Source organism: uncultured Candidatus Thioglobus sp. (assembly GCF_963981275.1).
Lineage (GTDB): Bacteria > Pseudomonadota > Gammaproteobacteria > PS1 > Pseudothioglobaceae > Thioglobus_A.
Genome location: NZ_CAXCCZ010000018.1, coordinates 1 through 26,000 on the forward strand (window position 1 = coordinate 1; position 26,000 = coordinate 26,000).

Genomic DNA, 26,000 nt, shown 5'->3' on the forward strand with positions numbered 1-26,000 from the left:
ACGGCGTGGAAGAGGCCATGAGCGCTGGTATGACAACCATGGCCATGGTTACCAGTAAATACAAACAAGCGATTAAAAACCACTTCGAGCCACATGCAGATATTGAATCCAGCATTAATGGCACAGCAAAATCAGCATTACTTGATGAAGTCAATCATGCCTCAGAGCAGTGTGACTTTACTTATATTGAGCAAGATCAAATGTTGGGGTTGGGTCACGCTATTTATACCGGCAAACCACTAATTGGTAATGATCCATTTGCAGTCATCCTGCCGGATGATTTGTGTACTAATAAGGGTGATTCTGTACTCACACAGATGACAAAGCTTTATCAGCAGCACCCAGATCACTGCATTGTGGCGATTGAAGAGGTGCCAATGACAGAAGTTGATAAGTACGGCGTGATTGATGGTGAGTTATTAGAGGATTCTGACGATGCTTATCGAGTTAAAAGCATGGTTGAAAAGCCCAGCCCAGAAGAAGCGCCAACTAATCTGGCTATTATCGGCAGATACATTCTCACCCCAGAAATTTTCAATGTACTCGAGAGCACAGCGCCTGATAAAAATGGAGAAATTCAAATCACCGATGCACTGATGACATTAGCCAAAGAAGGCAAGGTGATTGCTTATAAATTTCAAGGTGAGAGATTTGATTGTGGCAGTGTAAAAGGATTTGTGGCTGCTACCAATGCCTTTGCTAAAGTAGATGGTTTAATTTAATTATTCCACGGTGACTGATTTTGCTAAATTCCTGGGTTGATCGACATCAGTCCCTTTTATTAATGCCACGTGATAGCTTAAAAGCTGTAGCGGAATGGTAAAGATAATGGGCGCCGTGATTCTACCTAAATTGGTTGTTGTTGGCACAACGGTCATGCCTTTCATTGGGGATACTTCTGCCACCTCATCTTCGAATACAATCATCTCTGAGCCTCGTGATTTTACTTCTTGAAGATTAGATTTCAGCTTATCAAGCAATGCATCATTTGGCGCAATGGCAATCACCGGCGTGTCTTTATCAATTAGAGCAATAGGGCCATGTTTAAGCTCACCTGCCGGGTAAGCTTCAGCATGAATGTAGCTAATCTCTTTAAGCTTCAAGGCGCCTTCCATGGCGATGGCATGCATGGAGCCTCTACCTAAAAATAGCGCATTAAATTTGTTTTTAAAGGTTTTGGCCAATTCTTTAATTTGATCTTCTTGCTTGAGTGTTTTTTTAATCAATCCTGGCAAGCGATTAAGCCCATCTACAATTGTTGCTTCTTGTTGTTTGGACACTTGCTTGTGACACCTGCCAACTGCCACCGCTAGTAGTGCCAGTGATACCAGCTGGGTAGTAAAGGCTTTGGTGCTGGCTACGCCAATTTCTGGGCCGGCGTGGGTTAAGAAAGTGAGCTCTGATTCGCGAGTTAAGCTTGACTCTGCCGAGTTACAAATCGTTAGTGTGTGGATATTTTTATCTTTAGCGAGTTTTTTGACTGATTTTAGTGCTTCTAAAGTGTCAGCTGTTTCGCCACTTTGTGAGATCGTAACAAACAGGGTGTTATCCAGGATAATTGGATTGCGATAGCGATATTCACTAGCCACTTCAATATGGGTGGGGATTTTGGCAATATCTTCCAACCAGTATTTAGCTACTAGGCCGGCGTTGTAACTAGTGCCGCAGGCGATGATTTGAATGTGTTTGGTGGATTTAAAGATGTCTGCAGCTTTATGTCCAAAAGCAGAAGGCAGCACACTGTCTTTAGTGATACGTGATTCTAGTGTGTCTTGAATGGCTTGCGGTTGCTCAAAAATCTCTTTAAGCATATAGTGCGCATAATTACCCTTTGATGTTTGCCCGCTTTTAAGCTTGGAGGTTTTAACTTCTCTATTGACTTGAGTACCATTAACATCATAAATTGTTACGGATTCTAGAGTGATATCAGCAATATCACCTTCCTCTAAAAAAATAAACTCTTTGGTAATTTCAAGGAGTGCCATCTGGTCGGAAGCAATAAAATGACCTTTTTTGCTCACACCAATTACCAGTGGAGAACCACTACGAGCAGCAATAATGTGTCCAGGATATTTGGGTGAAACCACTCCAACGCCATAAGCGCCTTCAAAAGTAGTAATTGCTTTTTGTGTAGCCTCAAGTAGCGTATTGCTAGTTTCTAGCGCTTTATGAATAGCATGGGCAATAACTTCGGTGTCAGTGTCCGAGGTGAAGTTGTACCCTTGTGATTTTTGTTCAGATTTTAATGCTAAGAAATTTTCAATAATACCGTTATGAACTACACTAACACTGTGATTACAGATGTGCGGGTGAGCATTGCGACTTGAGGGCTCACCATGCGTTGCCCAGCGAGTATGCGCGATGCCAATAGTGCCATTAAGTGGTTTTTGTTGGTCGCGAATATTTTGTTCGAGATTAGCTACTTTCCCCACTGCTCTGGCACGATAAAGGTGATTATCCTCATCCAAGACAACCACGCCAGCGGAGTCATAACCTCGATATTCTAGACGTTTTAAGCCTTCTACTAAAATAGGGGTAATATTATTTTTACAAATACCGCCGACAATTCCACACATAGCTTATTAGGATTAAATAATTAAAGATGAATGCTTAATTTTAAAGCAAGAAATTAGTGCTGTGATGGCTTATATTGCAACCACTTCATTTTCGCTAAGCAGAACCTCTTGCTGTTGACCAATTATTTTTAACAAGATAGTAATTCTATCACTACTATTATAATTTTGAAAAATAGCTTTCTGACCTTTGAAAGCACCTGTTTGTATTTCGACCGTATCACCTTGTTGGTGTGAGCAGATATTAATCATTTTTTCAATGGTCTGTTGCTGCTGAATTTTAATCATATTAATAATTTGACTAGGGACTTTAGCAAATGTTAGGCCAAATCTGACAAAATTTGCCACACCTCTAGTTGATCGAATAGGCGTCCAATTCTGGCTTTTATCATCTAGCTCAATAAACAAATAACGAGGAAAAAGTGAGACTGTTTTTCCTTTAATAACAGCCTTTGGGCAAAACACTGTAAAGTTTTGGTCGGATAAATTTTGCTGTGCAACAGCCTCTTGTTTAGGCTTAGTTTGAATAAGATACCAGTTCTTCATGAGAGATTATTTTAAACTATAAATCGTTTTTTTTTTTTTGCTTTTTAAAGAATTTCAGCCAGTGGCGTTAATAATGGATAATGACACTCATGAAAATTGATTTACATTGTCATTCGTATTATTCTGATGGGGTATTGTCGCCCAGTGAGGTTGTGCTTCTTGCTAAAAAAGAGGGGTGTGATGTGTTTGCACTGACAGATCATGATACTACTGATGGGCTTATTGAAGCACAACAACAAGCCGACAAGAGTGGCTTGAGTCTTGTTCATGGTGTGGAAATATCTGCCATGTGGAGTAATATGACCGTGCATATTTTAGGCCTGGGGGTGGATATTAATAATGAAATTCTGCAAATGGGTCTGAAACAACACCAAGAATTCAGACAATTGCGTGCTGAGAAAATGGCGCGCGGTTTGGGTGGTGCAGGGGTGTTTGGAGCGCTGGAAAAAACACAAGCCATTGCCAAAAAAAGTATGATTACGCGTACGCATTTTGCCCAGATGCTGGTTCAAGAGGGTGTGTGTAAAGATATGAAGAGTGTTTTTAAGCGATTTTTAACAGGTAAAAAACCCGGAGGTGTGGGCGGAAAATGGGCTGAATATGATGAAGTCATTAGCTGGATTCACGCCGCTGGTGGCAAGGCGGTATTAGCACACCCACTGCGCTACCGAATGACCAATACTAAAGTAAAGCGCTTGTTAAATCATTTGTCTGGTGTTGGCTTGGATGGCGTTGAGGTGGTCACAGGCTCGAGTAGTAGTGATGAAATTACGCTAGTGAGTCAGTGGGCCAAAGAGTTTGGCTTGTCGGCATCGGTGGGTTCTGATTATCATGGTTGGTCAGGTCAAAGAGTGCGTATTGGGCATTTGCAAGATATGCCTAGCGCCAATGAAACTGTATGGAGAGATTGGTAGTGGCCAAGTTAGTTGCAATTCATCCTCAAAATCCTCAGCAGCGTTTAATCATGCAAGTAGTTGAAGAGTTGCACTCTGGTGGGGTGATAGCCTATCCAACTGATTCTGGATATGCGCTTGGAACAACTCTGGGTAATAAAAATGGCTTGGATAAAATTCGACAAATTCGTCAATTGTCTAAACGTCATGACTTTACTCTAATGATGCGCGATCTATCACATATTGGTGAATATGCAAAATTGGATAATAATGCCTTTCGGTTATTAAAGAAAATTTTGCCAGGTGCTTATACATTTATTCTGGCCGGGACACGTGACGTGCCCAAACGATTACTGCATGAAAAGAAAAAAACTATTGGTGTTAGAGTATCGAGTCACGGCGTGGTACAAGCATTGCTCGCAGCTCTTGACGAGCCGTTAATGAGTGTCTCTTTAATTCTTGAGGGCTGTGAGTTTTACGATATTGATGATGTGCGTGACGCTGTTGATAATCAAGTGGATTTAATTATTGATGATGGCTATTGTCCACCAGAGCCAACAACAGTGATTGATTTATCGGGCGATGCGGTTGAAATTATTCGCCATGGTGCAGGCGACACTTCGTTGCTGGAATAAGCATTCCTCTATATAATTAAGCCTTTTTATACAACGCTTTAATCGCATGAAAACGGCACAAATTAGACAGAAATTTTTAGACTTTTACGCCTCCAAAGAGCACACTATCGAGCCGAGCTCATCGTTAGTGCCACATAATGATAAAACCTTGTTGTTCGTGAATGCTGGTATGGTGCCATTTAAGGATGTCTTTAGTGGTTTAGAAAAGCGCCCTTATACGCGTGCGGTCTCTTGTCAGCGTTGTGTTCGAGCGGGTGGAAAACATAATGATTTGGAAAATGTAGGCTATACCGCGCGTCACCATACATTTTTTGAAATGCTAGGAAATTTCTCATTTGGTGATTATTTCAAGCGTGAAGCCATTCAATATGCTTGGGAGTTTTTGACCGTTGAACTTGGATTGCCAAAAGAAAAGCTTTGGGTTAGTGTTTTTGAAGAAGACGATGAGGCTGAAGCCATTTGGGTAAATGAAATTGGCTTCCCTAAAAATCGCATCTCTCGCTGTGGTGCCAAAGATAATTTTTGGCAAATGGGCGATACCGGACCGTGCGGTCCGTCGAGTGAAATTTTTTATGATCATGGTGAGCAGATTGCTGGCGGACCTCCAGGTCATGCCGATGAGGACGGTGATCGTTATATTGAAATTTGGAATCTGGTCTTTACCCAATACGATAAGCAAGAAGACGGCTACTTAAAGCCACTTGATGCTCCTTGTGTTGATACCGGCATGGGTCTTGAGCGTCTGGCAGCAGTATTGCAACATAAAAATAATAATTACGATACAGATGGATTCCAAAGTTTGGTTAAATCGGTTGTTGACTTAACTTCAAAATCCAGTGGTATCAAGCAAGATAACGCTTCTGTACGTGTGATTGCAGACCATATTCGCTCTACCGCATTTATGATTGTTGATGGGGTGATTCCTTCTAATGAGGGACGTGGATATGTATTGCGCCGCATTATTCGCCGCGCTATCCGCCATGGGCATAAAATTGGGATTGATAAAGTTTTCTTCTATAAATTAGCACCTGTGTTGGCGCTTGAACTTAAGCAGGTGTACCCAGAGTTGAAACTTGCATTGGCCAATGTTGAAAAGGTTTTAAAGCGTGAAGAAGAGCGTTTTGCACAAACACTAGATCAAGGTATGGGCATCCTGGAAGAGGCGATTGTCAATTTAAAGGATGGCGAGATTGATGGCGAAACGGTGTTTAAACTTTATGACACATTCGGCTTCCCGGTTGATTTAACGGCTGATGTTGCACGAGAGCGCAACTTGACTATCGATATGCCTGGTTTTGAAGCAGAGATGACTAAACAGCGTGATAGAGCACGCTCAGCGGGTGATTTTAAAACCACACAAAAAGGTGTGGATATCACTCAGGAAACTGAATTTTTAGGCTATCAACAATTGGATAACACAACCTCTGTGCAAGCATTAATTAAAGATGGAGAATTGGTTGATTTTATTGAAGCTGGCGATCACGCAATTATCGTTTTGGTGCAATCTAGTTTTTACGCAGAATCAGGTGGTCAGATTGGTGATAGTGGCACACTGAGCAATAACGACATAAAATTTGACGTGAACAACACGCAAAAACAAAAAACAGGTGCTTTTGAGCATCATGGCAGTGTATCAAATGGTGTGATAAAGGTGGGCGATGTGCTTGAGGCTAAAGTTGATGTGCGTAAGCGTAAACGCATTGCTCGTAATCACTCTGCCACACACCTGTTGCATGCAGCACTTCGTGGTGTTTTAGGTGAAACAGTTACACAAAAAGGTTCTCTGGTTGATAGTGACAAACTGCGATTTGATTTCTCCCATGATGAGATTATTGCAAAGGCTGATTTGGATAAAATTGAAGCCATGGTTAATCGTCGAATATTGGGTAATTCGATGGTGCATACTGATGTGACAGATATTGAAACAGCTAAAAAGAAAGGCGCTATGGCGCTTTTTGGCGAAAAATATGGCGACACCGTGCGTGTTTTAAGTATGGGTAAAAATGATTTTTCAGTAGAGTTATGTGGCGGTACACACGTTAATCAACTTGGTGATATTGGTTTATTTAGAATTACTTCAGAAGGCGGTATTGCTGCAGGTGTACGTCGAATTGAAGCGATGACAGGTTACGATGCTTATTTATTTGATAAACAAATTGAAGGCAGTCTTGGTGCTATTGCGCAGATGACTAAAACAAGCAATTCAGGTGCAGTTGAAAAAGTCATGCAGCTAATTAAGCAACAAAAAGAGCTAGAGAAGCAAATCTCTATTTTTCAAAAACAGTTGGCCAATAATCAAGGTGACGATCTTATTGGACAGGCTCAAGAGGTTAACGGTGTTAAGCTACTCTCAACCGTTGTCAAGGGTGTAAGCGGCAAAGATTTACGCGATATTGCCGATAAACTCAAGGATAAGCTTGGCTCAGCTGTTGTGGTGTTGGCAGTAGTCAGTGGTGATAAAGTTTCATTAGTTGCAGGTGTAACTAAAGACTTAACTGATAAATATCAAGCTGGAAAAATTCTTAACCATGTCGCTCAACAGGTTGGTGGCAAGGGTGGTGGTAGACCAGATATGGCACAGGGTGGTGGCACAGATCCTAGTAGTTTGGGCTCAGCCTTAGCCTCGGTCAAAGACTTGATATAGATTGAGCGTACTTTTTCCTAATATCTTCGTTGTCAGAATTATCAAATCAGTCATTTACTAATGCGCCCTAAGGAAGTGCCCTTGGGGTGTAAACTCCTGATTTTCAAATTCTTTACGCCTTAATTTAAGAAAAAATCACATCTCAATAGAGTGGCCACAGGAAGATTGTTGTAAATATTAGGTAATAAAAAACCCTCTTTCGAGGGTTTTTTTTGAGTTTATCAGTTACAAGTATTTTTAGACGCAACCTGTTGGTTGGGGCATTCCTCCATACTTCGTGATTGGCTTCATAGGGCCTGTTAGCCACTCTTTGAAAAGAATTTTTTTGTCCACACCCACAACTTTAGCAAAGGTTCTAATTGGTGGCACCGAAGAATTTTCAGAAAAATATTCTCTAGCTACACGAATTTGATTAACTTGAGAGTCTGACAGAGTAATGTCATCTTCTGTTGCCATTTCATGCATAATTTCTTCAGACCAAATTGATGGATCAACTAAGTATCCGTTTCCTGTTCTATCTAATGCCATTGTAATACCATAGTAATTTAATTGGTTATATTATATAATATTGATCGAAGTCAAATTTTATAAATACACATTTTGTTTGTATGGGTATGGTGGCTGCTAAAATTCTGACACCGGCCTCATGGCTGCAGATAATAATTTAGATAATAAAAAACCCTCTTTCGAGGGTTTTATTGACTTAAATCGTGCAACTAGACCTATCTAAACTCGTCTAATTCTTCTGCCGACTTCATGCCTTTTTTGTAGTCTTGCGTTGTAGTAACAGTTTCTTTACCACTTCTTGAATTTAAAGGGTTAGATTTATTTAATGCCTCTAAGCTGCTTCCTAATGCTGGTCTGTTACCTTTTGTAATGCCGTTAGCCATGATATCTCCTAGTAATTAATAAATCTTTAAATCTTATGACTTAAAGATGTGAACTAAGCAAATTATACTGAATTGCAAGTTTTTATCACTATTTTATAGTGATATCGTTAACTATCCCTTAGGAGGTATGTTGCCATCTATATCAAGAAATATGGTTAAAGCGCTTAGTGTATTTTTATCAATCATTATTAATATTACCATGGTCGCATGATTGTTTATATGGGCTTTAGACTTAATGCACACGGGTATAATCCTCACGCTATGGACTGGATGCAACTAACCTTACAAACAAGTAAAGAGCAAGCAGATTTTGTTAGCGAAATACTATCAGGATTGGGCAGTGTCTCTGTTACCTTTGCTAATGCAAGTGGACAAGATATTTTTGAGCCACCTGTTGGTGAAACACCGCTTTGGCAAGGGGTTGTAATCACGGCTTTGTTTGATCTAGATATAGATCAAATGTATGTAAAGCAAACACTTGGCCAAATTTGCAACATTGAACATGTGGATTTTGAGCTGTTGAAAGACCGCGTCTGGGAAGATGAATGTAAAAAAGATTTTCACGTTATGCAATTTGGTGAGCGAATTTGGATCTGCCCCTCTTGGGAGGATAGCGCTAATTTGCCAAATGATGCCGTTATTATTGATATGGATCCTGGCTTGGCATTTGGCACGGGCACCCATCAAACAACAGATCTTTGTTTGCAATATTTGGATTCTAATGCGCCAAAAAATTGCTCAGTAATTGATTATGGTTCAGGCACAGGTATCTTGGCTATTGCCGCGGTTAAATTGGGTGCTATGAGTGCAGTAGCGGTAGATAACGACCCTCAAGCAGTTATTGCAACAATAAATAATATTGAGACCAATCAGTGTCAAGATAGAATTCGTGTATTGCATACCGATGATGAAGGAAAGCTTGATCAGGTGGATTTATTAATTGCCAATATTTTAGCCAATCCATTAGTCAGTCTATGTAAGCATTTTTCCAATTTGGTTAAAGCTAATGGGCGTATTGCACTCTCAGGCATCATGGAAAAGCAACTGCCAATGATTCTTGAGACTTATGGCGAGTTTTTTACGGACTTAAAAGTTTCAAAAAAAGATGAATGGTGTTGTGTTAGTGGCCAACGTAAATAAGAATAATTATGACAAATAAAAAACAAATTAAAGCAGTTTCTCTAATCTCAGGAGGACTAGATTCTTTGCTTAGTACCAAGCTGTTAATTGACCAAGGTATCCACGTTGAAGGTATTAATTTTTTTACTGGATTTTGCGTTGAAGGTCATACACATGCCATTCGTAAGCAAAAAAGTGACAAGCCAAAACGTAACAATGCACTTTGGGTGGCCGAACAGCTGGGGATCAAACTTCATATTATTGATGTAATTGAAGAATACCGAGATGTACTATTAAATCCAAAGCATGGCTACGGTAAGAATATGAATCCGTGCCTAGATTGCAAAGGCTTTATGGTGAAAAAAGCTAAACAGTGGATGGAAGAAAATGACTTCGACTTTATTATCACTGGCGAAGTAATGGGTCAACGCCCAATGTCTCAGCGTAAAGATACAATGCCTGTTGTGCAAGAGGAATCAGGCGCAGATGACTTATTATTACGTCCGTTGTGCGCAAAACACTTACCTGAAACTAAAGCTGAGAAAGAGGGCTGGGTTGATCGTGAGCAATTGCTTGATTTTTCAGGGCGTACACGTAAGCCACAAATGGCTTTAGCTAAGGAGTACGGATTCGATGATTATGCCACTCCTGCAGGAGGATGTTGCTTTTTAACAGATAAACAATATTCTGATAAATTGGTTGATATGTGGCAGTCCCGTGGTAATCGCGATTACCAACTTGATGATTTAATGATGTTAAAGGTGGGTCGTCATATTCGCCCTAATCAGCGCTTTAAAATGATTGTAGCCAGAGAAGAGGGTGAAGTTAAATTTTTAGAAGGATATCGAAATCAGTATGCTAATTTATATCCAACTAGTTGCAATGGTCCGATTGCCTTAATTGATGGTGAACCCAACCAGGAAGATCTAAAGGTTGCTGCACAAGTTTTGGCACGTTATTCCCAAGGCCGTGAGCAAGAAAGTGTACAAGTTGAAGTTAAATTAAATGCTGGCGTTACCCAAAGTCTTAGTGTTAAGCCTTTGGGCGTTGATGAAATGCCAAAAGCTTGGTTTGTTTAACCACCACCAACAGCTTTAATAATTTCAATTTGATCATTCTCGTTTAATTCAAATTCTGAATGTTCAGATTTTGGAATAATGGATTCGTTTACCTCTAAGGCAATACGCTGATCTTGAAAATTCAATTGACTAATTAGATCTTTAGCTGTGGCTGAATTATCTATCTTTAACGCTTGACCATTAACAGTTACAATCATTGATCCATTTTTCCAATTGCACAAGAAACAAAAGATTTTGCTTTGGCTTTGGCCGAGTCAAAGCCATGTACTGAGTCTATTTCCGGGTAACCCAAATCTAGCAATACTTTGGACAGCTCGTCTTTTTTAGAGTTGTCAAGATTAATGTTAATTATACCTTTCTCGATATTTACGTTAATTTTGTCCGTGCCAAAGGTGGCGGTTAATTTTTTGGTAATAGATCCGGCGCAACCACCACACTTAATATTGTCTACTGTAATTTCCATAATATTGTTCTTTTTTCATTATTTGATTTGTGATTAATTATACCCCTTGTATTTGTATATTTGCCTTTCAGAAGGTTAAGACAATATGGTAAAATTCCCGAAGTTTTTCATTCAGGAGTATCCGGTGTCACAAGTTGCCTTATTAGCATTAGAAGATGGTCAGATTTTTTACGGAAAATCAATTGGCAGTGCCGGAGAAACATTAGGTGAAGTGGTGTTTAACACTTCAATGACGGGTTATCAAGAAATTCTGACCGACCCCTCTTATACCCAACAAATTGTTGCGCTCACTTATCCTCATATCGGTAATACTGGTACAAATGAAGTTGATGAAGAGTCTTCTAAAGTTTATGCGGCTGGACTAATCATTCGTGACCTGCCACTTCTACATAGTAATTGGCGCAATACCATGCCATTAGATGAATACTTGCAAAGTAATAATATTGTGGCCATTAGCGATATTGATACACGCGCTTTAACACGTCATTTGCGTGAGAAAGGCTCCCTTAAAGGTTGTATTGTTGCCGGTGATAATATTGATGAAGCACAAGCTATTGAAAAAGCGCAGTCTTTTGCTGGATTGAAGAATGTAGATTTGGCTAAAGTAGTTTCAACTACTAAGCAGTATCAATTCAACAAGGGCTCTTACTTTCTGGAAACGGGTGAATTTGCAGAACTTAATTCTAAATTTAAAGTAGTGGTTTATGATTACGGTGTTAAAACTAACATCTTAAGAATGTTAGTAGATCGTGGCTGCAATCTAACAGTGGTTAATGCACAAACACCAGTTTCTGATGTATTGGCAATGAATCCAGATGGTGTGTTTTTATCCAATGGACCGGGCGATCCTGAGCCATGCGATTATGCAATTGCCAATATTGAAGCACTACTAGAGAAAAATATGCCAATTTTTGGTATTTGTCTAGGGCATCAGCTACTAGCCTTGGCAAGTGGTGCGAAGACAGAAAAAATGAAGTTTGGTCATCATGGTGCTAACCATCCTGTACAAGATTTAGAGTCTAAACAGGTTATGATTACGTCGCAGAATCATGGATTTGCAGTAGCAGAAGAAAGTATGCCGAGCCATTTAAAAGTAACTCACCGTTCATTATTTGACGACACCATTCAAGGTGTTAGAGTGGCGGATAAAAAAGCATTTAGTTTCCAGGGGCATCCAGAGGCATCTCCTGGGCCACACGACGTAAGTGGATTATTTGATACATTTATTCAGGAGATGGACTCATGAAACAATTATTAGTAAGTTTGATACTATTGATGTTTAGCACAATTCTAATGGCGGAGGAAGTGGACCCATTTGAGGAAGTTAATAGAGTGGTCTATGAATTTAATGAAACTGTTGATGATAATTTATTAGAGCCAGTTTCTCGTGCTTATAAAGACCATACGCCGGATTTCTTACAAAACAGAGTGAGTCATTTTTTTGGTAATTTACGTGATGTGTCAACACTGGCTAATCAAATTTTGCAATTTAAAATAGAGCAAGGTGCCATTACATTAGGTCGTGTTGTAGTGAACTCTACCATTGGTTTGTACGGGTTATTTGATGTTGCCACTGACATGAGTTTAACTACTGAGAATGAAGATTTTGGACAGACGCTTGCTGTTTGGGGTGTGGATAATGGTCCTTATATTATGCTACCTTTGATGGGGCCATCCACCCTTAGAGATGGTGCAGGTTTATATGTTGACCTCACTTCAGATGCAAATCTGGTTAATGAGATGGATGATGTAGGCTCTATTAGTGCTAGCGCTATGAACATTATTGATAAAAGGGTTGAATTACTGCCTGCAACTGATTTATTAGACCAGTCAGACGATCCTTATATCGCCATGAGGTCTTCTTATTTACAAAAACGTAAGTTTGATATTTTTGACGGCAATTTGCCAGTTGAAGAAGACGAATTTTAAAAAAAGAATTAATATCTAGAGAAGTATGCCAAAAAGACAAGACCTAAAAAGTATTTTAATTATTGGTGCCGGACCCATTGTTATTGGGCAGGCCTGTGAGTTTGACTATTCTGGCGCACAAGCCTGTAAAGCTCTAAGAGAAGAGGGTTACCGAGTTATTCTAGTTAACTCCAACCCAGCTACCATTATGACTGATCCGCAAATGGCGGATGCAACTTATATTGAGCCTATCGAATGGCGTACAGTTGAAAAGATTATTGAAACCGAAAAGCCTGATGCGCTATTGCCAACCATGGGTGGGCAAACAGCACTTAATTGTGCGCTCGATTTAGAGCGTCATGGCGTATTAGAAAAGCACGGTGTTGAGATGATTGGTGCCAAAAAAGAGGCGATTGATAAAGCTGAAGATCGTGATTTATTCCGTGAGGCTATGCTTAAAATTGGCCTAGATATGCCAAAAGCGGCAGTCGCCCATACGCTGGAAGAGGCTTTTGTTATTCAAGAGACAGTAGGCTATCCAACAGTTATTCGTCCATCATTCACCATGGGTGGATCGGGTGGCGGTATTGCTTTTAATAAAGATGAATTTGTTGAAATTTGTGAACGCGGACTGGATCTTTCGCCAACCAATGAACTTTTAGTTGAAGAGTCAATCTTAGGCTGGAAAGAATTTGAAATGGAGGTGGTAAGAGACACTAAAGATAATTGTATTATTATTTGTTCTATTGAGAACTTTGATCCAATGGGCGTGCATACGGGGGACTCTATTACTGTTGCGCCGGCTCAAACTTTAACGGATAAAGAATATCAGGTGATGCGTAACGCTTCTTTAGCAGTATTACGTGAAATTGGAGTGGACACAGGCGGATCAAACGTGCAGTTTGCTCTTAATCCTGAAAATGGTCGTTTAACCATTATTGAAATGAATCCACGTGTTTCGCGCTCATCAGCACTGGCCTCAAAAGCAACTGGATTTCCGATTGCTAAGGTAGCAGCAAAATTGGCAGTAGGCTATACACTTGATGAGCTTGATAATGATATTACTGGCGGAAAAACACCTGCTTCATTTGAGCCAAGTATTGATTATGTAGTTACAAAAATTCCACGCTTTGCTTTTGAAAAATTTCCGAAAGCGGATGATCGCCTAACTACGCAAATGAAATCAGTGGGTGAAGTAATGGCCATGGGCTCAACCTTCCAAGAATCATTGCAAAAAGCTTTAAGAGGTCTTGAGACAGACAAGGTTGGATTGGATCCGATTGTGGATTTAAATGCAGATGATGCGCGTAATAAAATTCGTTCAGAATGTATTACTGCGCGCGGTGAACGTATCTTTTATTTGGCTGATGCCTTTAGACTAGGCATGAGTTTAGAAGAGGTGTTTGACTTATCTAAAGTAGATCCTTGGTTCTTGGCGCAAATTGAAGATATTGTATCAAGTGAAATGCAAATTAATGCCACCAGCCTTACGGATATTTCAGCAGATGATATGTTCGCTCTAAAGCGTAAGGGTTTCTCGGATGCGCGACTTGGACAACTACTAAATTGTAACGAGTCTTCTGTGCGTGAGCGCCGTAAAGCGCTCAATATTAAGCCAGTTTTTAAGCGTGTTGATAGTTGTGCCGCTGAATTTGATACACAAACCGCTTATTTATATTCAACTTACCAGCAACAGTGTGAGGCAAATCCTACCGATAAGAAAAAAATCATGATTTTAGGTGGCGGTCCAAATCGAATTGGTCAAGGTATCGAATTTGATTATTGCTGTGTGCACGCCTCTTTGGCGCTACGTGAAGATGGTTTTGAGACAATCATGGTGAATTGTAACCCTGAGACAGTTTCAACTGATTATGACATTTCTGATCGTCTTTATTTTGAACCACTCACTTTGGAAGATGTTCTTGCAGTGGTGGATATTGAAAATCCAGATGGTATTATTGTGCATTATGGCGGTCAAACACCACTTAAGTTAGCAGAAGCTTTAGAGAAAAGTGGTGCAACAATTATTGGCACCAGCCCAGATGCAATTGACTTAGCTGAAGATCGAGAACGTTTTTCTGCCTTGCTTCAAGAGCTAGACTTAAAACAACCTCTAAATGGAACAGCGCGCTCACTTGAACAGGCGCAAGATATCGCTGATGCTATTGGTTTTCCATTAGTTGTGCGTCCATCATATGTGTTAGGTGGTCGGGCTATGGAAATTGTCTACGATAAAGACTCATTAGATCACTATATGCATACAGCAGTACAAGTTTCAAATGATTCTCCCGTCTTATTAGATTCGTTTTTAGATCATGCAATTGAAGTGGATATTGATGTTATTTCTGATGGTGAGGATGTGGTGATTGGCGGCATTATGCAACACATTGAGCAAGCGGGTATTCATTCGGGAGATTCAGCCTGTTCATTGCCACCATATTCTTTAGAAGCTGATGTTCTAGATAAGATGCGCGCACAAGTTGTGGCGATGGCTAAAGCACTAAATGTTGTCGGCTTAATGAATACTCAGTTGGCTTATCAAGACGGTGAAATTTACGTGATTGAAGTGAATCCTCGTGCTTCACGTACTGTGCCCTTTGTTTCTAAAGCGATTAGCGCGCCACTGGCTAATATTGCTGCAAGGGTTATGTCAGGTCAAACACTTAAGAGTCTTAACTTTACACAAGAAATCATTCCTAAGCATTACAGTGTCAAAGAGGCGGTGTTCCCATTTAATAAATTCTTGGGTGTTGATCCAATTTTAGGACCAGAAATGCGCTCAACTGGCGAAGTTATGGGCATTGGCGATGATTTTGCCTCTGCTTTTGATAAAGCACAATTAGCAGCAGGGTCGCGAGCGCCTGAAAATGGCACTGTTTTTGTTAGTCTTCGACGACTGGATCGTGATGATTTGGTTGGTTTGGGTGAAAAATTATCTCAACAGGGGTTTAAATTAGTGGCCACTCGTAGTAATCGAGACACATTAATCGATGCTGGTTTGGATTGTGAAATGGTTAACAAGGTTTCCGAAGGATCTCCACATATTGTCGATATGATTAAAAACGATGCTATTGATTTAATTATCAACTCAACCGAAGATACCCAAGGTGTTGAAGATGCGGCCGCTATTCGCTGTCAAGCATTAGTACATAAAGTGCCATTCACCACAACCGTTGCAGCGGCATTCGCCATGCTTGATGGATTGAAAACGCAAGAAGAGATTACGGTAAGAACTGTACAATCTCTAAATAGTTAAGGAGTAATTGGCATGGATAGTATCCCAATGACAGTCGATGGTGCAAAAGCACTGGAAGCTGAACTTTTAAATCTTAAAGATATTGAGCGTCCACGAATTGTTGAGGAAATTGCAACTGCACGTGCCCATGGAGATTTAAAAGAAAATGCCGAGTATCACGCCGCAAAAGAAGAGCAAGGTTTTATTGAGGGGCGAATTAAAGAAGTTGAATCTAAACTTTCTCGCATGCAGGTGATTGATGTTACTAAGCTCAATCAAAACGGTCGTTGTGTATTTGGTACTACCGTATGCCTATTAAATATCGAAGACGATAGTGAGATTACTTATCAAATAGTGGGCGAAGATGAGGCTGATATTGATCGGAATAAAATCTCTTGTCACTCACCTATTGCTAGTGCCCTCATGGGTAATGAAGAAGGCGATGAAGTGACAGTTAAAGCCCCGAGAGGCGATATTGTTTATGAAATTTTAAGTGTTGAATATCTCTAAAATTTTCTAAGGAATTTTGATTTGATTAATTTGTTTCGTTAATAAATCTAAAAAACCCTGTTTTCTTTCCTCGTTAAAACGACTAATAGGGCCAGAAATAGTCAGCGCACCAATAAATTGACCGCTTTCAGACAAAATTGGCTTTGAAATAGAAAATAAAGCAGCATTGTGCTCATTTATTGAAAGATAGTAGCCTTTGTCACGAATATTTTTAAAAAACCCACTTTTATCTTGAAGGCGTCTACCGTAGGCTAATATCACCCTGCCAGAAGCACCTCGATTAAGTTCTAATTGAGTTCCAACATCGATATTGTGTCTGATCATATCGCGAGAATGCGCGCGATACAGACAAATCCTTTCGTTGTCTTGTTGAATGTAAAAAGAGGCAGTTTCATTACATATATCTCTAATATGATCAACCAAAGGGCTAATTTGAGTGAGCTGATTTGTTTTTTGATAGATGGCGCTTAAAGATAAGGGTGTTGTGCCAATGCAATAGTTCTTGTCCACCGTTCTAATAACGTAGCCGTATTCTGATAAGGTGTGCAAAATCCGGTAAGTGGTTGATGCATTAAAACCTACTTGATCGCAAATTTCTTTTAGACTTAAGGAAGGTCTTTCCATAGAAAAAATGGATAGAATGATTAAGCTCTTCTCAATTGCTGTTACCTTTTTTTCTGAACTAGTTAAGTCTGTTGACATAATTTTTTTTCGCATTATAGAATTTCACGTTATATTACGGAATAATTTTTTTATATGGCGAAATATTTATAAAAACTAGTCTATTTATTCATATTGTGAAATAGATATATTATATTATGAAAAAACATAAAAAAATAAGTATCATTATTCACACCAAGTAAGTAAAGTAATTAATTAATAATCCATATGAGGAGAAATACAATGAATAGACAAGAACAAATTCAAGCATTAGAAAAAGACTGGGCTGAAAACTCACGCTGGAAAGATGTAAAGCGTGACTATAGCGCTGAAGATGTTGTACGACTACGTGGATCTAAGCAAATTGAGCACACACATGCTAAAGATGGTGCTGATCAATTATGGAGCCTAATTAACGGTAGCTCTAAAAAAGGTTACGTTAACTGTATGGGTGCTATTACTGCTGGACAAGCAATGCAGCAAGCTAAAGCAGGTATTGAAGCTATTTATTTATCAGGTTGGCAAGTAGCTGCTGATGGTAATACATCAGAGACTATGTATCCAGACCAATCTTTGTATGCTTATGATTCAGTGCCAACGATGGTTCGTCGTATCAATAACACATTTAAACGTGCAGATGAGATTCAGCATGCTAAAGGTATTAATGCTGGAGATAAGGGATATGTTGATCATTTCTTACCAATCGTTGCAGATGCTGAAGCTGGTTTTGGCGGTGTATTAAACGCTTATGAATTAATGAAGAATATGATTACTGCTGGTGCAGCAGGCGTGCATTTTGAGGATCAATTGGCTTCTGTTAAGAAATGTGGCCACATGGGTGGTAAGGTATTAGTGCCAACTCAAGATGCAATTCAAAAATTAAATGCTGCAAGATTAGCCTCTGATGTGATGGGCGTACCAACAGTACTACTAGCACGTACAGATGCAGAAGCAGCAACATTAATCACTTCAGACGTAGATCCAATTGATGAGCCATTTGTTACTGGAGAGCGTACACCAGAAGGTTTCTACGTTGTTAAAAATGGACTTGATCAAGCGATTTCTCGTGGTGTTTCTTATGCACCATATGCAGACTTAGTTTGGTGCGAAACTGGCAAGCCTGATTTAGGTTTTGCAAGAGAGTTTGCAGAAGCAGTTTTAGCTGAAAATCCAAATCAGATATTGTCTTACAACTGTTCACCATCGTTCAATTGGAAGAAAAACTTAACCGATTCTCAAATCGCTTCTTTCCAAGAGGATATTGCAGCAATGGGCTACAAGTATCAGTTCATTACCTTAGCGGGTATTCATAACATGTGGTACAACATGTTTGACTTAGCGCATGAATATGCTCAAGGTGAAGGTATGAAGCATTACGTAGAGAAGGTGCAAGAGCCAGAATTTGCAGCAGCTGAAAAAGGCTATACTTTTGTAGCGCACCAGCAAGAAGTGGGTGCAGGTTACTTTGATGATGTAACAACTGTTATTCAGGGTGGTGCATCTTCAGTAACTGCATTGACTGGTTCGACTGAGGAAGAGCAATTCTAAATCTTGATATTTTTTTATAAAGGCAGTTGGTTTATACTATGTATAAGCTAACGACTTTATGAAGTAATATGATGGAAATGAGAACTCAACCAAGCAGTCTACCTGAGTCTACTTCCAGAAAAATATTGGCAGGTTTTGAGAAGCATTATTGTGTTTTTCAACAGGCCTCTGTGCAAGCTAAATCTCGATTTGATTATTGTGAATGGCAACAATTACTGGATGATTATAAGGCGCGCCTTTATTTTTATGATAAGCAGGTTAAGAAATTCTGTCTCGAACTTAAAAAAGAGCTAATTACTGACATGTTTGATGAACAAGTTTGGATTAATACCAAGCTTGCTTATATCAATCTAACGTCAAATTACAAGCAACCAGAACTGGCTGAAACGTTTTACAATTCAGTGTTCTGTCTATTGTTTGATAAGCGCTTTTATAACAATAACTTTATCTTTGTTAAGCCATCCATATCAACTACGTTTATTGATATGGATGATCCAGTTATTGATAGCCATTATATTAAAACTGATCAGCTAGAACAAACCCTGCAAGGGGTTCTTACTGAGTTGAACTTCACAACATCTTATCAAGATTTGGCGCGTGATGTGCTACGTTTAAAAGAGCAATTTGTTAAGCAGTTAGATTTATCTGAAGATGAAAGTTTTGAATTACAACTGGTTAAAAGTACTTTTTTCAGGAGAAAGGCTGCCTATATTGTAGGCCAGGTTGTATTAAAAAACAATCTGGTTCGCCCGGTTTTAATCGCCTTGTTAAATGATGAAAAAACGGGGATACATGTCGATGTACTTCTGACTGATGTTGATAACATTTCGATTGTTTTTAGCTTTTCCAGATCATATTTCTTTGTTGATACTGACTATCCTGCGGCGGTTGTTGATTTTTTAAAAGCCATTCTTCCAGGTAAAACCAAAGCTGAGCTCTATAGTTCTATTGGACTTCATAAGCATGGAAAAACTTTATTATATCGAAGATTTTTAAAGTATTCACGTAGTACTGGTGAAAAGCTTATTATTGCCCCAGGTATTAAAGGCATGGTGATGACTGTTTTTACATTTCCTATGTTTCCTTATGTTTTCAAGGTAATTAACGATAACTTTGCTCCACCAAAAACTGCTACTAAACAACAGGTTAAGGATAAGTATTTTTACGTCAAAAATCATCGTAAAGTAGGTCGCCTGGCAGATACATGGGAGTTTTCCAATGTTGCATTTCCAATTCGTGATTTAGATGAAGAACTGATTAAAGAGTTAAAAAATAAAGTCGGCTCCAGTGTTACCATCGAGGGCGATTTATTGATTATCAAACATTTATACATGGAAAATAAAATGATTCCGCTTGATTTGTACATTAAAGATACGCAAAACAAGGATGATCTAAAGCATATTGTTAATGACTATGGTAGAGCTATTGACGAGCTAATTAATGCTGATATCTTTCCAGGTGATATGCTGACTAAGAATTTTGGTGTAACTCGTCAAAAGCGAGTTGTATTTTATGATTATGATGAGATTACCACCATGGATCGGCCTGTATTTAGAAAGATTCCAGAAGCCAGACATGAAGAGGATGAGATGGCTGCTGAACCTTGGTATTACGTAGGCCCAGATGATGTTTTTCCAGAAGAATTCAAGTTGTTTATGTTTAGTCAAAATGACAGTAAGAAAATTTTCTCAAAATCTTATGAAAAACTATTGAGCGCTGATTACTGGAAGTCAGTACAAGACAATATCAAACAAGGTAATATTAATAATTATTATCCTTATCGACAGCGGTATCGAATGTCGCAAATTTATTCACAATCGGCTTAGCTCTTATGCAAAAAACTAGCGATATATCAGACCAACTACACCCTAATGTACAGTACGTAGAGCCAACTTATAATTGTTATGGCGCTGAGGTAGATTTTTTTGGCGCCATTCATACTATTAAGTGTTTTGAGGATAACTCCCTTGTTAGAGAGGTGCTTGATACAAATGGCCAAGGTCGAGTTTTGGTGGTGGATGCTGGCGGCTCAAAGCGTTGCGCTATGTTGGGAGATCAGCTGGCTGCTAAAGCAGTTAAGAATAATTGGTCTGGGGTAATTATTTATGGTTTGATCAGAGATTCTGAGATGATTAATGAGATGCCAATTGGCGTGCGTGCACTAGGTACGCACCCATTAAAAAGTATTAAGAAGGGTTTGGGAGAGGCTGGTCTTACTCTATGTTTTTCTGGAGTAAATTTTATCCCTGGAGATTATTTATATGCCGATCAAGATGGCATTATTGTTGTTAAGGAGTTAGTATCATGTTAGAGGATGGGTATCAAAATATATCAGGTTTTCAAGTTAATCGCAGTCTATATCAATTTATAGAACAGGAGGTTTCCCCAGGTTTAAACATCAAGGCGGATGAATTTTTCCCTAAATTATTAACCATTGTTTCCGAGCTAGCGCAACAAAATCAAGATTTATTACTGCAGCGTGACAAAATGCAATCTCAAATTGATCAATGGCATCAGGAAAGTATAGGAGCATTTGATTTAAATACCTATAAAAAACTTTTACAAGATATTGGCTATTTACTACCCAAGCCAGCCCCATTTAAGCTTGAATTAGATCAAGTGGATGATGAGATCTCCAGCATTGCAGGTCCTCAATTGGTAGTGCCTATTTCTAGTGCACGATTCGCCCTTAACGCGCTTAATGCGCGTTGGGGAAGCTTGTATGATGCCTTATACGGTAGTGATATTATCGATAGAGAAATCCAAGGTTCTAAGCGCGCCACTAAAGTAATTGATTGGGCAAATACTTTTTTAGATGAGGCTGCACCGTTAGCGGATGGATCTTATGCTCAAGTTGTTGCAATTAACACTCAATCAGCTCCAATATTTACATTAGAGAATGGCCGCACAACGCCGCTAAAAAATTCACAAAGTTTTGTGGGCAGCACTGACCAAAGTATTTTAATCCAGCATCATAATTTACATATTGAGCTTGTGATTAATCCAGAAACCCAAGGCATTAAAGATGTAATTTTGGAGTCAGCATTAACAACTATTATTGATTTTGAAGACTCAGTTGCCACGGTCGGCAGTGAAGAAAAAATTAACGCATATCGTAATTTTCTAGGATTAATGAAGCGTAATTTAGAAATTAAATTTGAAAAGGGCGGGAAATCAATAGTCAGAAAAATTAACTCAGATAAGCATTTTGTTGATGCTAAAGGGGAGTCTGGCACTTTATCAGGCAGTAGCCTTATGTTGGTGCGGAATGTTGGTCACCATATGCTAACAGATTTAATCAAAAATCCAGACAATCAAGAAATACCAGAAGGTATTTTAGATGCTATGGTGACAACGCTGATTGCCTTGCATGATATCCAAAATTTAGGGGCTAATTCGAAAAAAGGCAATGTGTATATTGTTAAGCCAAAGATGCACGGCCCTGATGAAGTGGCGTTTAGTATTAAGTTATTTGAGAAAGTTGAGCAAGCTCTTGGACTTAAGGCTAACACACTTAAAATCGGTATTATGGACGAAGAACGACGTACCAGTGTTAATTTAGCAGCATGCATTAAAGTGGCGGCCAAGCGAGTTATTTTTATTAATACCGGATTTCTAGATCGAACTGGAGATGAGATACACACAAGTATGCACGCAGGTGTTATGTTGCCCAAGAGCCAGATTAAGAATCAGCCATGGATTAAAGCCTATGAGGTATTAAATGTAAAAGTTGGTCTTGAATGCGGCATGTACAAAAATGCACAAATTGGCAAAGGCATGTGGGCACAGCCTGATCAGATGAATGAAATGATTGAAAGTAAACTGGCTCATTTAGAAGCAGGCGCAAATTGTGCTTGGGTACCTTCACCAACTGCCGCTACTTTGCATGCAACACACTATCATCGGTTTGATGTTTTTTCCAGGCAACAGCAATTAATGCAATCGCCCATTGAGGCTGATGAGCAAGATTTACTACTTGCGCCAGTGCTCAATCCAAGCACTACCTTAAGTGTGGATGAGATTAAGGCGGAGCTAGATAATAATGCTCAAAGTATTTTGGGCTATGTTGTGCGCTGGATTGATCAAGGCGTTGGCTGTTCAAAAGTAATGGACATCAATCAAGTGGGGTTAATGGAAGATAGGGCGACACTTCGTATTTCTAGTCAACACATGGCTAACTGGCTACACCATAACATTTGCAGCAAGGATCAAATAGAGCAAGTATTTAAAGAAATGGCACTTGTGGTGGATGAGCAAAATAAACACGACCCGTTTTATCAAAATATGGCACCAAGCTACGATACAACAGCATTTCAAGCGGCGTTATCTTTAGTTTACAGAGGGGTGAGTGAACCAAATGGATACACAGAGTCAATCTTAAAAGAGTATCGACAAAAGAGACTGGCTGAGTTGTCAGTATAGAGGCTATCGATTAGCGAGCTTATCCTCTAGGATGATGCTTGCCATGTTGTGACTTTAATTGAACATTTTGAATGTGCGTATATATTTGCGTCGTAGCAATGTCACTATGACCAAGCATCAGTTGCACACTACGTAAATCAGCACCTTGTTGCACTAAATGAGTTGCAAATGCATGACGCAGGCTATGCGGTGACAAAGGCTTGCTTATGCCAGATTTTTGAGCATAAGCTTTAATCATATAAAAGAAGTTTTGGCGGCTCATATTGCTGCCGCGATTAGATAGAAAATACCCATCTGTTTGTCCTTTTTTGATCAAAAAAGGTCGGGCCTTTTTTTCATATTGAGAAAGGTATTCTATGGCCATTTCACCCATGGGTAAAAGTCTTTCTTTATTGCCTTTTCCTAAAATTCTAATATATTCGTCATTGATATTAATATGGCGATATTCTAGACTAATAAGTTCGCTAACTCGCAATCCACAAGAATACAAAAGCTCCAACATGGCTCGATCTCGTAGTCCAAAAATGGTTTTCTTATCAGGTGCATCTAAAAGTTTTTCAACTTCTTTAATGCTTAGAAAAATAGGCAATTTTTGCTCTTGTTTTGGGTGGTGAAGTTTAGCTGTTGGATTAGCATTGATGAGGCCTTGTAGGAGTAGGTATTGATAAAAAACTCTAAAGCAAGTGAGTATGCGCGCTTGAGTGGAAGGGGCGATTTGTCTATGTTGAAAATATTTTAAAATACTAGTATCGCTGGCATTTTCCAAAGGAGATTGCTCTAGCCATTTTGAATACAGCACTAAATCAGAGCGATAAGCAGACAGGGTATTTTTACTAGCACCCGATGATAGCCAGTAATAATCAAGGAATTGCTCAATAAGTTTTTTATTATGTTCCATGCCTAAATTTTAGACAAAAAAATACCGGCTGATTGCCGGTATTTATAAGAAAAGTAACGAAACTTATTTAGTTGCTAATTTTTCTTTAATTCTTGCTTTCTTACCAGTTAGTTCACGAAGGTAATAAAGTTTTGCTTGACGAACTTTACCACGACGCTTAACTTCAACAGAATCAATCATTTTAGAGTGTGTTTGAAAAACTCTTTCCACGCCTTCGCCATGAGACATTTTTCTCACGGTAAATGCTGAGCCAATACCGCGGTTTTTCTTAGCAATAACAACACCTTCGAATGCTTGTAATCTTTCACGGTCGCCTTCACGTACTTTTACTTGTACGATAATTGTGTCGCCTGCTGAGAACTCAGGAATGTCGTTTCTTAGCTGTTCGCTTTCAATTTGATCAATTAAATTCATTTGAACTTATCCTTAAATATTTGTTTCTTAAAAAAGGGCAATTATACAGTTAAACATAGCGCCAAGCAAATAAACTATATCATCTTTTTTAGTGATGCATATTTATAGCAAATATGGCATAATTATGCGCTTTAGATTTATGTGTTTAGAGAAATGGGAAAAGTAACTGGCTTTAAAGAATTTGATAGAAAAACAGAGGATTATCGCCCTGTTGAATTGCGTCTTAAAGATTATGGTGAAATTTTTACTGGTACACATAATGAGTCCCATTTACAAGAACAAGGTGCACGATGCATGGACTGTGGCGTGCCTTTTTGTCAGTCAGATGACGGCTGCCCGATTAACAACTTAATCCCTGAGTGGAATGACCTTGTTTATAACGATAAATGGGAAGAGGCTTTAGCCAGACTATTAAAAACAAATAATTTTCCAGAATTTACTAGTCGAGTTTGCCCGGCGCCTTGTGAAGGCTCTTGTGTACTTGGCATGAGTAATCCAGCGGTTACGATTAAAAATATCGAACAAGCGATTATTGATAAGGGTTTTGAAAAAGGTTGGATTAAACCTTATGATGTGGAATATAAAACTGGAAAAAAAATCGCAATCATAGGATCTGGCCCTGCGGGATTGGCTGCAGCAGATGAGCTTAACAAGTTAGGTCATAATGTGAGTATTTTCGAGCGGGATGATCGTATTGGTGGTTTGCTAATGTATGGCATTCCAAATATGAAGCTCGGCAAAGATATTGTTGATCGTCGTGTTAATTTTATGAAAGACTGCGGTGTTGAATTTATAACTAATGTTAATGTCGGTAAAGATATTACAACACAGGCACTACAAAAAGATTTTGACGCCATTATCTTTACAACAGGCGCAAGCGAGGCCAGAGATCTGCCAGTTGATAATCGTGATGCTAAAGGCGTACATATGGCGATGGAATATTTAGCCATTAATACAAAAAGCTTATTAGACACCGGCCATGCTGATGAATCAGATCTTTCTGCTAAGGGTAAGGATGTGATTGTTATTGGTGGTGGTGACACAGGTACGGATTGTATTGGTACAGCCATTCGCCAAGGTGCAAAATCAGTGGTTAATTTTGAACTCATGAGTCAACCACCTGTAGAGCGCGCAGATGACAATCCATGGCCACTTTGGCCATTGATTTATCGGGTTGATTATGGTCATGCTGAAGCGCAAGCGGTATTTGGTGAAGATCCAAGACAATACCAGCTTATGACTAAGGCATTTATCAAGGATGACAATAACAATCTGACTGGTCTTGTTACCATTGAGGTGACATTCGATAATGGCCAATTGACTGAAATTTCCGGTAGTGAAAAAACTTGGGAATCTCAATTGGTGCTACTTTCAATGGGCTTTGTTTCTCCAGAGCATTATGTAAGTGATGATGCAGATATTGAATTGGATGAGCGTGGTAATTACAAAGCTAATTATGGTCAGTATCAAACCTCACAAGAGGGTATCTTTACAGCAGGTGATTGTCGTCGTGGCCAGTCATTAGTTGTATGGGCGATTGACGAAGGTCGCGGTGTTGCCAAG

The 26,000-nt window shown here is 39.3% G+C and carries 24 protein-coding genes; 15 read left to right on the top strand and 9 right to left on the bottom strand.

Annotated elements, in window-relative coordinates; all coding sequences use genetic code 11:
- A partial coding sequence (locus ABNR88_RS04180; RefSeq protein WP_348670098.1) for a sugar phosphate nucleotidyltransferase occupies positions 1-722 on the top strand: 722 nt, incomplete at its 5' end.
- Here ABNR88_RS04180 and glmS read toward each other — a convergent pair.
- Together glmS and rfaH are read right to left on the bottom strand one after the other, a co-directional pair.
- Positions 723-2,576: a glutamine--fructose-6-phosphate transaminase (isomerizing) gene (glmS, locus tag ABNR88_RS04185; RefSeq protein ID WP_348670099.1), complete on the bottom strand. Its 1,854-nt coding sequence runs from the start codon at positions 2,574-2,576 to the stop codon at positions 723-725.
- Between the two features lie 69 nt (positions 2,577-2,645).
- Positions 2,646-3,119 carry a transcription/translation regulatory transformer protein RfaH gene (gene rfaH / locus ABNR88_RS04190; RefSeq protein ID WP_291928519.1) on the bottom strand — a complete coding sequence of 158 codons (474 nt, stop codon included), beginning with the start codon at positions 3,117-3,119 and terminating at the stop codon, positions 2,646-2,648.
- Positions 3,120-3,208: 89 nt separating this feature from the next.
- Here rfaH and ABNR88_RS04195 point away from each other — a divergent pair, with 89 nt between their 5' ends.
- Genes ABNR88_RS04195 through alaS form a run of 3 tightly spaced genes read left to right on the top strand, consistent with a single transcriptional unit; the run spans position 3,209 to position 7,291 of the window.
- Complete coding sequence (locus tag ABNR88_RS04195) at positions 3,209-4,033, top strand: PHP domain-containing protein (RefSeq protein ID WP_348670100.1); 825 nt, start codon at positions 3,209-3,211, stop codon at positions 4,031-4,033.
- Positions 4,033-4,647 (top strand): L-threonylcarbamoyladenylate synthase, encoded by a 615-nt coding sequence (locus tag ABNR88_RS04200; RefSeq protein ID WP_291928580.1) that lies wholly within the window; start codon positions 4,033-4,035, stop codon positions 4,645-4,647. The genes ABNR88_RS04195 and ABNR88_RS04200 overlap by 1 nt, the downstream gene beginning before the upstream one ends.
- Positions 4,648-4,693: 46 nt before the next feature.
- Positions 4,694-7,291, top strand: a complete 2,598-nt coding sequence (gene alaS, locus ABNR88_RS04205) for an alanine--tRNA ligase (RefSeq protein WP_291928524.1) — start codon at positions 4,694-4,696, stop codon at positions 7,289-7,291.
- A gap of 237 nt (positions 7,292-7,528) precedes the next feature.
- Here the strand turns inward: alaS and ABNR88_RS04210 are convergent, their stop codons facing one another.
- Positions 7,529-7,819: a TusE/DsrC/DsvC family sulfur relay protein gene (locus tag ABNR88_RS04210; RefSeq protein WP_291928527.1), complete on the bottom strand. Its 291-nt coding sequence runs from the start codon at positions 7,817-7,819 to the stop codon at positions 7,529-7,531.
- 194 nt (positions 7,820-8,013) lie between these two features.
- On the bottom strand, positions 8,014-8,181 hold the full coding sequence (locus tag ABNR88_RS04215; protein ID WP_291928530.1) for a hypothetical protein: 168 nt from the start codon (positions 8,179-8,181) through the stop codon (positions 8,014-8,016).
- Between the two features lie 207 nt (positions 8,182-8,388).
- Between ABNR88_RS04215 and prmA the strand changes: the two genes are divergently transcribed.
- Positions 8,389-9,321: a 50S ribosomal protein L11 methyltransferase gene (gene prmA / locus ABNR88_RS04220; protein WP_291928533.1), complete on the top strand. Its 933-nt coding sequence runs from the start codon at positions 8,389-8,391 to the stop codon at positions 9,319-9,321.
- Positions 9,322-9,329: 8 nt separating this feature from the next.
- On the top strand, positions 9,330-10,379 hold the full coding sequence (locus ABNR88_RS04225) for a tRNA (5-methylaminomethyl-2-thiouridylate)-methyltransferase (RefSeq protein ID WP_291928536.1): 1,050 nt from the start codon (positions 9,330-9,332) through the stop codon (positions 10,377-10,379).
- On the opposite strand, the gene thiS is transcribed toward ABNR88_RS04225, so the two are convergent.
- Both thiS and ABNR88_RS04235 read right to left on the bottom strand, forming a co-directional pair.
- Complete coding sequence (gene thiS / locus ABNR88_RS04230; protein WP_291928539.1) at positions 10,376-10,576, bottom strand: sulfur carrier protein ThiS; 201 nt, start codon at positions 10,574-10,576, stop codon at positions 10,376-10,378. The genes ABNR88_RS04225 and thiS overlap by 4 nt on opposite strands.
- Entirely contained in the window at positions 10,573-10,842 is a 270-nt protein-coding gene (locus tag ABNR88_RS04235; RefSeq protein ID WP_291928541.1) for a heavy-metal-associated domain-containing protein, read from the bottom strand. The genes thiS and ABNR88_RS04235 overlap by 4 nt, the downstream gene beginning before the upstream one ends.
- A 124-nt stretch (positions 10,843-10,966) precedes the next feature.
- On the opposite strand from ABNR88_RS04235, the gene carA reads away from it, so the two are divergent.
- The 4 genes from carA to greA are packed head-to-tail and all read left to right on the top strand — an operon-like array spanning position 10,967 to position 16,495.
- On the top strand, positions 10,967-12,088 hold the full coding sequence (carA, locus tag ABNR88_RS04240; RefSeq protein WP_291928544.1) for a glutamine-hydrolyzing carbamoyl-phosphate synthase small subunit: 1,122 nt from the start codon (positions 10,967-10,969) through the stop codon (positions 12,086-12,088).
- Positions 12,085-12,771: a VacJ family lipoprotein gene (locus ABNR88_RS04245; protein ID WP_291928547.1), complete on the top strand. Its 687-nt coding sequence runs from the start codon at positions 12,085-12,087 to the stop codon at positions 12,769-12,771. The genes carA and ABNR88_RS04245 overlap by 4 nt, the downstream gene beginning before the upstream one ends.
- Before the next feature lie 25 nt (positions 12,772-12,796).
- Positions 12,797-16,006, top strand: coding sequence for a carbamoyl-phosphate synthase large subunit (carB, locus tag ABNR88_RS04250; protein WP_291928552.1), 3,210 nt, complete (start codon positions 12,797-12,799; stop codon positions 16,004-16,006).
- Positions 16,007-16,018: 12 nt separating this feature from the next.
- The gene (gene greA, locus ABNR88_RS04255; RefSeq protein ID WP_291928554.1) at positions 16,019-16,495 is read left to right on the top strand and encodes a transcription elongation factor GreA; all 477 of its coding nucleotides are present in this window, start codon (positions 16,019-16,021) and stop codon (positions 16,493-16,495) included.
- Between the two features lie 6 nt (positions 16,496-16,501).
- Here the strand turns inward: greA and ABNR88_RS04260 are convergent, their stop codons facing one another.
- Complete coding sequence (locus ABNR88_RS04260) at positions 16,502-17,197, bottom strand: IclR family transcriptional regulator (RefSeq protein WP_291928557.1); 696 nt, start codon at positions 17,195-17,197, stop codon at positions 16,502-16,504.
- Between the two features lie 201 nt (positions 17,198-17,398).
- Here ABNR88_RS04260 and aceA point away from each other — a divergent pair, with 201 nt between their 5' ends.
- The 4 genes from aceA to ABNR88_RS04280 all read left to right on the top strand — a co-directional run bounded on the left by aceA (position 17,399) and on the right by ABNR88_RS04280 (position 23,125).
- On the top strand, positions 17,399-18,703 hold the full coding sequence (aceA, locus tag ABNR88_RS04265; RefSeq protein ID WP_291928560.1) for an isocitrate lyase: 1,305 nt from the start codon (positions 17,399-17,401) through the stop codon (positions 18,701-18,703).
- Positions 18,704-18,780: 77 nt separating this feature from the next.
- Positions 18,781-20,529 carry a bifunctional isocitrate dehydrogenase kinase/phosphatase gene (gene aceK, locus ABNR88_RS04270; protein WP_291928563.1) on the top strand — a complete coding sequence of 583 codons (1,749 nt, stop codon included), beginning with the start codon at positions 18,781-18,783 and terminating at the stop codon, positions 20,527-20,529.
- A 5-nt stretch (positions 20,530-20,534) separates the two neighbouring features.
- Positions 20,535-21,014 carry a ribonuclease E activity regulator RraA gene (gene rraA, locus ABNR88_RS04275; protein ID WP_291928566.1) on the top strand — a complete coding sequence of 160 codons (480 nt, stop codon included), beginning with the start codon at positions 20,535-20,537 and terminating at the stop codon, positions 21,012-21,014.
- Positions 21,008-23,125 (top strand): malate synthase G, encoded by a 2,118-nt coding sequence (locus ABNR88_RS04280; protein ID WP_291928568.1) that lies wholly within the window; start codon positions 21,008-21,010, stop codon positions 23,123-23,125. The genes rraA and ABNR88_RS04280 overlap by 7 nt, the downstream gene beginning before the upstream one ends.
- A 19-nt stretch (positions 23,126-23,144) precedes the next feature.
- Here ABNR88_RS04280 and xerD read toward each other — a convergent pair whose 3' ends face one another.
- Both xerD and rplS read right to left on the bottom strand, forming a co-directional pair.
- Positions 23,145-24,023 (bottom strand): site-specific tyrosine recombinase XerD, encoded by an 879-nt coding sequence (xerD, locus tag ABNR88_RS04285; protein WP_291928572.1) that lies wholly within the window; start codon positions 24,021-24,023, stop codon positions 23,145-23,147.
- 63 nt (positions 24,024-24,086) lie between these two features.
- Positions 24,087-24,437 (bottom strand): 50S ribosomal protein L19, encoded by a 351-nt coding sequence (rplS, locus tag ABNR88_RS04290; protein WP_291928575.1) that lies wholly within the window; start codon positions 24,435-24,437, stop codon positions 24,087-24,089.
- A 153-nt stretch (positions 24,438-24,590) separates the two neighbouring features.
- Here rplS and ABNR88_RS04295 point away from each other — a divergent pair.
- The coding region (locus ABNR88_RS04295) for a glutamate synthase subunit beta (RefSeq protein ID WP_291928577.1) at positions 24,591-26,000 on the top strand (1,410 nt) is incomplete at its 3' end.

What these genes read in the sequence shown, in the direction of transcription:
- ABNR88_RS04245 (WP_291928547.1), top strand. Translation starts at nt 12,085, where the DNA reads ATGAAACAATTATTAGTAAGTTTGATACTATTGATGTTTAGCACAATT.
- ABNR88_RS04225 (WP_291928536.1), top strand. Translation starts at nt 9,330, where the DNA reads ATGACAAATAAAAAACAAATTAAAGCAGTTTCTCTAATCTCAGGAGGA.
- thiS (WP_291928539.1), bottom strand. Translation starts at nt 10,576, where the DNA reads ATGATTGTAACTGTTAATGGTCAAGCGTTAAAGATAGATAATTCAGCC.
- glmS (WP_348670099.1), bottom strand. Translation starts at nt 2,576, where the DNA reads ATGTGTGGAATTGTCGGCGGTATTTGTAAAAATAATATTACCCCTATT.
- ABNR88_RS04280 (WP_291928568.1), top strand. Translation starts at nt 21,008, where the DNA reads ATGTTAGAGGATGGGTATCAAAATATATCAGGTTTTCAAGTTAATCGC.
- rfaH (WP_291928519.1), bottom strand. Translation starts at nt 3,119, where the DNA reads ATGAAGAACTGGTATCTTATTCAAACTAAGCCTAAACAAGAGGCTGTT.
- xerD (WP_291928572.1), bottom strand. Translation starts at nt 24,023, where the DNA reads ATGGAACATAATAAAAAACTTATTGAGCAATTCCTTGATTATTACTGG.
- rraA (WP_291928566.1), top strand. Translation starts at nt 20,535, where the DNA reads ATGCAAAAAACTAGCGATATATCAGACCAACTACACCCTAATGTACAG.
- rplS (WP_291928575.1), bottom strand. Translation starts at nt 24,437, where the DNA reads ATGAATTTAATTGATCAAATTGAAAGCGAACAGCTAAGAAACGACATT.
- ABNR88_RS04210 (WP_291928527.1), bottom strand. Translation starts at nt 7,819, where the DNA reads ATGGCATTAGATAGAACAGGAAACGGATACTTAGTTGATCCATCAATT.
- alaS (WP_291928524.1), top strand. Translation starts at nt 4,694, where the DNA reads ATGAAAACGGCACAAATTAGACAGAAATTTTTAGACTTTTACGCCTCC.
- ABNR88_RS04215 (WP_291928530.1), bottom strand. Translation starts at nt 8,181, where the DNA reads ATGGCTAACGGCATTACAAAAGGTAACAGACCAGCATTAGGAAGCAGC.
- prmA (WP_291928533.1), top strand. Translation starts at nt 8,389, where the DNA reads ATGATTGTTTATATGGGCTTTAGACTTAATGCACACGGGTATAATCCT.
- ABNR88_RS04235 (WP_291928541.1), bottom strand. Translation starts at nt 10,842, where the DNA reads ATGGAAATTACAGTAGACAATATTAAGTGTGGTGGTTGCGCCGGATCT.
- greA (WP_291928554.1), top strand. Translation starts at nt 16,019, where the DNA reads ATGGATAGTATCCCAATGACAGTCGATGGTGCAAAAGCACTGGAAGCT.
- carB (WP_291928552.1), top strand. Translation starts at nt 12,797, where the DNA reads ATGCCAAAAAGACAAGACCTAAAAAGTATTTTAATTATTGGTGCCGGA.
- aceA (WP_291928560.1), top strand. Translation starts at nt 17,399, where the DNA reads ATGAATAGACAAGAACAAATTCAAGCATTAGAAAAAGACTGGGCTGAA.
- ABNR88_RS04260 (WP_291928557.1), bottom strand. Translation starts at nt 17,197, where the DNA reads ATGTCAACAGACTTAACTAGTTCAGAAAAAAAGGTAACAGCAATTGAG.
- ABNR88_RS04195 (WP_348670100.1), top strand. Translation starts at nt 3,209, where the DNA reads ATGAAAATTGATTTACATTGTCATTCGTATTATTCTGATGGGGTATTG.
- aceK (WP_291928563.1), top strand. Translation starts at nt 18,781, where the DNA reads ATGAGAACTCAACCAAGCAGTCTACCTGAGTCTACTTCCAGAAAAATA.